This window comes from Butyrivibrio sp. (genome assembly GCF_024699075.1).
On the sequence record NZ_JAILQF010000067.1, the window covers coordinates 1 to 7353 of the forward strand.

Below are 7353 nucleotides of genomic sequence, written 5' to 3' on the forward strand. Positions count from 1 at the left end.
AATAAAAGCACCGAAGATAAATAGTGCATCTGCATTACAGTTTGAAAGATAATTAGTGGTGTAGGTGCACTTATTGTATTAAGAAGTAAGCTTACGTGTTCATCAGCCTCTGCATATAGGTAATATGTGAGGCATGAGGTAATATATGGAAGAAAGCAGATTTGATGTCAAAGAAGAATTAAAAAAACTGCCCCATAATCCCGGCGTTTATATAATGCATGATGCAGACGATGTCATCATGTATGTTGGTAAGGCTATTGACCTTCATAAGCGTGTGCAGTCATATTTCAGGAAGATAGTAGGACGCGGCCCTCAGATAGATCAGATGGTATCCAAGATCGCCAGGTTTGAATATATCGTTACGGATTCAGAGCTTGAAGCCCTTGTACTTGAGAATAATCTTATTAAGGAAAACAGGCCCCGCTACAATACCCTTTTAAAAGATGACAAGACTTATCCTTATATAAAGGTTACGGTCCAGGAAGAGTACCCCAGGATTCTTTTTTCAAGACTTATGAGAAAAGATAAGGCGAGATACTTCGGACCCTTCACAAGCGCTCAGGCAGTTAAGACTACTATAGATCTTATCAACAAGATATACGGACTTAGGACCTGTAACAGGTCTCTTCCCAAAGATATAGGCCAGCAAAGACCATGCCTTAATTTCCATATGGGAAGGTGCTGCGGCCCGTGTACGGGAAAAGTAAGTCAGGAAGAATATAAAGAGCATATTGATAAGGCGCTGGACTTTCTATCCGGTAATTACAATGTTATTTTAAAAGACCTTGAAGACAAGATGTATAAGGCTTCAGAGGAAATGGATTTTGAGAATGCAGCTCGCTACAGAGACCTTCTGAATGATGTAAGAAGCGTAGCCCAGAAGCAGAAGATGACGGATTCATCCATGGAGGATAAGGATATCATCGCGATTGCTTCTGATGAAAATGATGCTGTTATTCAGGTGTTCTTCGTTCGTGACGGAAGGCTTATAGGACGTGAACATTTCTATATGACTCATGTTGGTGGTAATCCTCAGGAAGAGATTGTTCTTGATTTTGTTAAGCAGTTCTATTCCGGAACTCCTTTTGTTCCAAGGGAGCTTATGCTGCCTGTCAGGATCGAAGATCAGGAGATAATAGAAAAATGGTTGTCCGGAAGAAAAGGAAGCCGTATGTATATAACTGTTCCTGAAAGAGGTCAGAAAGAAAAGCTCATGGAGCTTGCTTCTGAAAATGCAGCGCTTGTTCTTTCCAAGGACAGAGAACGTATAAAGCGTGAAGAAGGAAGGACCATTGGAGCTGTTAAGGAAATCGAACAGATCCTTGGAATGAAGAATCTTGTCAGGATGGAAGCCTATGATATTTCTAATATAAGCGGATTTGCCAATGTTGGTTCCATGGTGGTATTTGAAAAGGGTAAACCCAAAAAGAGCGACTACAGAAAGTTCAGGATAAAGTCAGTAGAAGGCCCCAACGATTATGCCTGCATGCATGAAGTTCTTACAAGAAGGCTTATGCATGGCCTTGAAGAACGGCATGACATGGAACTTAGAGATATAGATGCACAGTATGGAAGCTTCACAAGGTTCCCAGACCTTATTCTGATGGATGGTGGAAGAGGCCAGGTCAACATCTGCCTTCAGGTTCTGGATGAACTTGGTATAAATATTCCTGTATGCGGAATGGTCAAGGATGATAATCACAGAACACGAGGTCTTTATTTTAACAATGAAGAACTTCCTATAGACAGACACAGCGAAGGCTTTAAACTAATAACAAGAATACAGGACGAAGCCCACAGATTTGCGATCGAATATCACAGATCACTTCGTAGTAAGGCTCAGGTAAGGTCAGTTCTTGATGACATTCCTGGAATCGGAGCAGCAAGAAGAAAGGCCTTGATGAGAGACTTTGAGTCTATTAAGGATATAAAAGAAGCTTCTGTGGAAGAGCTGCTAAAGGTTCCTGAACTTAGGGAAAAAGAAGCTTTGGCAGTCTACGAATTCTTCCATACAGAAGTGGCCGTCAGAAGACCTGGTACTTCTAAGTGATTCTCAGCCTGATCAGAAGATTGTAGAGAATAGGAAAGTTGGCACATACTGTTTTGACGAGTATCCTGTATATGATTATTCTATAAATTCAGCATCCATGCGGATGTACCATAATGGTGACAAGCATTTATGTGATGGAGTAGGTGTGCGTATGATGAAAGAAAAGTGACGTCTTAAGGGCAAGGTAAAATATTCTTAAGACATATCCCTTATAAGTATGCGGACAAGGGTTCCGCCGTTTTCGCCGCATTCAACAATAACGCCAACATCAGAAGAATCTTTCTCTTCCCTGCAAAAGAGACGGATTCTTCTGTTTACGTTTCGAAGACCTATACTGTCGTAGCTATCATTTTTTTCGTTGATATAGTCGTTGAGAAGCTTAAGATCATCTTCGGGGATGCCGCTTCCGTTATCAGAAACCCTGATCTCAAAAAGTCCGCGGGAAGCCTTGAAGGCGGTAACCTTTATGACACCGCCGGTCCTTATGGTGCGCATACCGTGATATATGGCATTTTCCACCACAGGCTGAAGAATGAGCTTTGGCATCTGGGTTGAATAAAGGGCAGTGGGTACATCAATCTCCAGGCGGTACTGATTTTTGAAGCGATATTCAAGAAGTGCCACATATTCTTTTACATGACCTATTTCATCCAGAAGGCTCACAGGAGCATTGAGATCGCTTATGCTGTAGCGAAGGATGGATCCAAGGGAAGCGGCCATATCTGAGGTGACATCGTCATCGTTGATGGTGGCCATCATGGAGATCGATTCCAGGGTGTTGTATAGGAAGTGAGGATTGATCTGGGACTGAAGCATCTGAAGCTCCAGTTCGTTGGCGTTGATCTTTTCCAGATAGACTTCCTTTATCAGGGAGTTGATCCTGTCGATCAGGGAGTTGTAAGACTCTGCAAGTTTTCCCACTTCATCCAGAGACTCAAATTTCACATGGTTTGTAAAGTCTCCGTCCTCAGCCATTTTCATCATAGAGCTTAAAAGAGTAAGAGGAGATACCACACGTCTCAAGGCAAAAAGTGTGATCAGAAGAATTGCAAAGATTATCAGTATCAGCTGTATGAAGTTTGTGAACTGAATCCTTGTGAGTCCTCCAAGAAGGTCATCGGAGGGAGCGATGCTTATGACACGAAGTCCATAGTTATCTGAAAAAAAACTGGTGGCATAGGACGATCTGTGATCTATATTGCACTTGAAAAAGCTGTCTTTTGTCTGCTCCGGAATGGACATGATGTCATTGTCTGAAGGGATGGACATGGAGGTAAACTCCCCCTTTGTGTCATAGATGCAGTGTGAGCCGTTCATGATAAGTATCCTCTGATTGGCTCCAAGGCTTACTTCATCGCATAGTTTTTCCAGATATCTGACCTCTGTGTTTACAAGAAGAATACCTATAACACTTCCTGATTTTAGCTGAACGATTCCCCTTGCTATGCCAAAAACATACACAGGGCGAAGGTTTTTGTTTACTATCTCCGGAAGCTCGTAGGTTCTCACAAGAACAGGTTTTCCAAAACTATAAATTGCCTCTTTAAACCAGTAGGTGTCAGTGGGGTCAAAGGGAGAGTAGATGGCATATTTTACCTTATAATCCGCTTCACCTTTAGTGTTGAAGATATAGCAGGAATTAACCTCGTCCTTGTAGGTCATGATCTGTTCAAAGATCTGCTCGTTCTGACGCTGAAATTCATAGCTGCTAAAGCCTGTATCGTTAAAATCCGACAGAAGGGACATGTAGGTACTGTCATTGATCTTGTAGGTAAGAGGGATCTTGGTGACATTGGAAATGTCGGCGATATAGCTGTCAATCTTGTCCAGAAGCTGCCGGTTGTTGCTGGAATGAACTCCGTAATAGGTAGCCAGCCTTTCTTTTTCATAGAGCCTTGCAGAGATAAGGATAGACCCTGAAAGCAAAATAAAAGCCAGCACGATTATAAGAGTGAATTTGACTACTATTGACAGGTTTTTAAAATTGGCGATCATCTTTTTCATGGCTTTGGTTTTTCCAACATGGGATTTTTCGTTTATAATAATGCTAATTGTACAAATAAGTATTTTTTTAATCAAGTGACCGGGCGGTGATATTTGATGAACATTCTACTTGTGGATGACGATGAAGTCATCAGAATGGGAATGCAAAAACTTATAGAGAAAGCCGGCAGAGACTGGAAGGTGTGCGGCGAATTTTCAGATGGGGCTATGGCGCTGGACTATCTTGACAGTCACGGAGACGTGGACCTTATCATCTGTGATGTAAGAATGCCTATCATGGACGGACTTAAGCTTACGAAGACCCTCAGGGAAAAGAACTCTGAAAGCCCCAAGGTCATTATGCTCAGCGGCTACAACGATTTTGAATATGTCCGCAGCGCTTTCATGAACGGCGCCTGTGATTATATATTAAAACCCTTTAAGAAGGATGAGCTCATAGCTCTTATCGAGAAGGTCGAACTGCAGATATCCGACGAAGAAAAAACAAGGCTGAGGAAAGCCGATAATACCGAGTTTATAGCAACAGAGATTTTAAGAAGGCTCTCTTCCTGCAAAGCAGAGGAGGTAGCAGGTCATCTGGAAAGACTTAAGGATCTTGGGATAAATACAGGAGCCGGCTGCTTCCTGGCCCTAAGGATAGTGGTAGATCAGTATTACCGTCAGTTTTCTCAGGAATCACAATATACAAAGGCTCTGATGGACTGCTATGAAGAACTGACTTTAATAGCACCTGGCACTGAAGACATTGAATTTATCAGCTGCATTTTGGGAAAAGAGATCCTTGTTCTTGCTTTTGCTGCGTCCGGGGATAGCGCAGATTCTTTTGCCGGGGATATGTTTGAAAAGCTTAATCCCGATGGGGGCAAAGAAAGATCTGTCACAATAGGTATCAGCAGTATTTCCGAAATAAGTGAAGATATCCCGAAGCTGTTTGATGAGGCCAAAAAGGCTGTAATGGGGCGGTTCTATCTCGGACAGCATCATTTTATCAGAGCTTTGGAAGTGGAAGATAAGACCCTGGAGCTTCAGTATGATATAAATCCTGCAGCGGCGGAGCTCTCCCATCATGTGACTTTATGTGATTATATGGGAGCGAAGCAGGTCATGGACAGAGTATTTGTGGATCTTAGCTACTGCAGCGAGGATCTGTTCAGGCAGTATATTCACGGGCTTTTGGACGCTGTCTGTGCCAATGCGTCATCCCTTGGAAGCTATATATCTGCCAATGAACCTGAGACAGTTTTTTGTATAGACCACCTTAATACCTACAGAGAGCTTAAGACCTTTATGAGTTCTCTTTTGAAGAATGCCATTGAAGCTATGATGAAGGAGAAGGAGCAAAAGAGCGAGCGCCGCATCGAGATGGCCAAGGACTACATCGCTCTGCACTATTCAGAACCCTTTACCCTTACAGAGATAGCGGAGTATGTGGAGCTTAATGCCTCCTATTTCAGCAATCTTTTTAAGACTGAGACCGGAATGAACTTTTCCGAGTATCTGCTAAATGTCAGGATGGACAAGGCAAAAGAGCTGCTTAAGGACCCTAAGATCAGGATCTACGAGATAGGTCAGCTTGTGGGCTATGAGGATGCAGTGTCCTTTGGAAGGGCCTTTAAAAAGAAATGGGGGATTTCTCCCAAAGAATATCGAAACCTGGTCTATTGATATATACAGTACTTTTGAATTCCCAAAAAAATGTATGGGAATCAAAAGTACTGCTATTTTTTTGATGGTATCAGGTTGATATACTCATCTTACAGACGGAGGACAAAACAATGTATGGAGCGATTGAAGCCGGCGGAACAAAGATGGTGGTTGCGCTGGGCGATGACAACGGACAGATTTTAAAGACTGCCAGGATACCCACGGAAACACCTTCGGATACGATCCCGAAGATACTGGAATTCTTTGAGGGAAACGATATAGAAGCCATAGGTATAGGAGCCTTTGGACCGGTCTGCCTTGATAAAAGCGGCAAGGACTATGGAAGGATAGGGAAAAGCCCAAAGCTTCCATGGGTGGGATTCTCCTGGAAGGAAGCCTTTGAAAAAGCAGGCATTCCCGTGGCGGTGGATACTGATGTCAATGCAGCCTGCCTTGGAGAAGTCATCTACGGAAGCGGAAAAGGCCTTGAGGATGTTATTTACATAACCATAGGCACCGGGATCGGAGTGGGAGTTTACTGCGAAGGAAATCTTCTTCACGGAATGCTTCACCCGGAGGCGGGACACATCCTTCTTCCTGTCAGGGAGGGCGATGAGACTTTGGGAAGCTGCCCTTATCACAAGAACTGTTTTGAGGGGCTGGCCTCAGGGCCGGCACTAAAGATCCGCTATGGCAGAGAGGCCTTTGAACTTACAGACAGGGATGAGGTATGGGAACTGGAAGCAGATTACATAAGCAAGGCGCTTATGCAGTATATCTGCTGTTATTCGCCAAAGCGGATAATCCTGGGAGGTGGAGTTATGAATGTCCGGAAGCTCTTTCCCATGATCCGCAAAAAGACCTGTGAATACCTGAACGGATATCTTGATACGGCGGAACTTCGAGATATGGATAATTATATTGTTCCTGCGCTTCTTGACGGAGAGCAGGGAATAAAGGGAGCTCTTTTCCTTGCAAGGAACGCAAGGTAACTATAGTAAGATCATTTGCTGCAGCTTTGATATAAAAAATAAACTATTTGTTCGTATATGGGAGGAACGATAAATGAACAAGAAACATATTGCATTACTGCTGTCTTTGGTTTTGACAGCGGGAACTATAACCGGCTGCGGTCAGAGTACTGAAGGCGCAGAGGTTTCATCTGCCAGTGACACGGTAAGTGAAACATCCGGGGACATGGCGGAAACGGAACAAAAAGAGGAGACTCTGTCGGGCAAGATCAGTGTTGCCAGCAACCGTACAGATTTAGAGGAGAGACTTTCTGAGTATGCCCAGGAATTTATGGACCTTCACCCGGGCACCACTGTTGAGTTTGAGACAATTAAGGAATATGACGATGTGATCCCTACAAGAATCGCGGGAGGCGAAGCTCCGGATCTTTTCTATGTGGTGGATCCTATCAATCAGGATACCTACAAGGACTATTTCCTGCCTATCGATGATCTTGATTTTACTGCGGATGATATTCTATTTTACGAGAACGGAAGAGGAACCGACGGAAATCTCTATGTCCTTCCTCTTACAGTTTCTTACTGCGGAATGGTATATAACAAGGCGGCTTTTGCTGCAGCGGGAGTTACTGAGATTCCAAAAACTGTAGATGAATTCTACGATGTATGTGAGAAGCTGGACGC

The 7353-nt window shown here is 43.5% G+C and carries 5 protein-coding genes; 4 read left to right on the plus strand and 1 reads right to left on the minus strand.

The genetic code is table 11. The features are described 5' to 3' along the window. Positions 1 to 145: 145 nt before the first annotated feature. Positions 146 to 2050: an excinuclease ABC subunit UvrC gene (uvrC, locus tag K6G87_RS02490; RefSeq protein WP_296833437.1), complete on the plus strand. Its 1905-nt coding sequence runs from the start codon at positions 146 to 148 to the stop codon at positions 2048 to 2050. A gap of 195 nt (positions 2051 to 2245) precedes the next feature. Here the strand turns inward: uvrC and K6G87_RS02495 are convergent, their stop codons facing one another. Further along, on the minus strand, positions 2246 to 4054 hold the full coding sequence (locus tag K6G87_RS02495; protein ID WP_296833439.1) for a sensor histidine kinase: 1809 nt from the start codon (positions 4052 to 4054) through the stop codon (positions 2246 to 2248). Between the two features lie 96 nt (positions 4055 to 4150). Between K6G87_RS02495 and K6G87_RS02500 the strand changes: the two genes are divergently transcribed. The 3 genes from K6G87_RS02500 to K6G87_RS02510 form a co-directional block, all read left to right on the plus strand. After that, a complete protein-coding gene (locus K6G87_RS02500) occupies positions 4151 to 5719 on the plus strand; it encodes a response regulator transcription factor (protein ID WP_296833442.1) in 1569 nt (522 codons plus the stop codon). A 110-nt stretch (positions 5720 to 5829) separates the two neighbouring features. Then, positions 5830 to 6690 (plus strand): ROK family protein, encoded by an 861-nt coding sequence (locus K6G87_RS02505; RefSeq protein ID WP_296833444.1) that lies wholly within the window; start codon positions 5830 to 5832, stop codon positions 6688 to 6690. A 73-nt stretch (positions 6691 to 6763) separates the two neighbouring features. Then, a partial coding sequence (locus K6G87_RS02510) for an ABC transporter substrate-binding protein (protein ID WP_296833447.1) occupies positions 6764 to 7353 on the plus strand: 590 nt, incomplete at its 3' end.

What these genes read in the sequence shown, in the direction of transcription:
- uvrC (WP_296833437.1), top strand. Translation starts at nt 146, where the DNA reads ATGGAAGAAAGCAGATTTGATGTCAAAGAAGAATTAAAAAAACTGCCC.
- K6G87_RS02495 (WP_296833439.1), bottom strand. Translation starts at nt 4,054, where the DNA reads ATGAAAAAGATGATCGCCAATTTTAAAAACCTGTCAATAGTAGTCAAA.
- K6G87_RS02500 (WP_296833442.1), top strand. Translation starts at nt 4,151, where the DNA reads ATGAACATTCTACTTGTGGATGACGATGAAGTCATCAGAATGGGAATG.
- K6G87_RS02505 (WP_296833444.1), top strand. Translation starts at nt 5,830, where the DNA reads ATGTATGGAGCGATTGAAGCCGGCGGAACAAAGATGGTGGTTGCGCTG.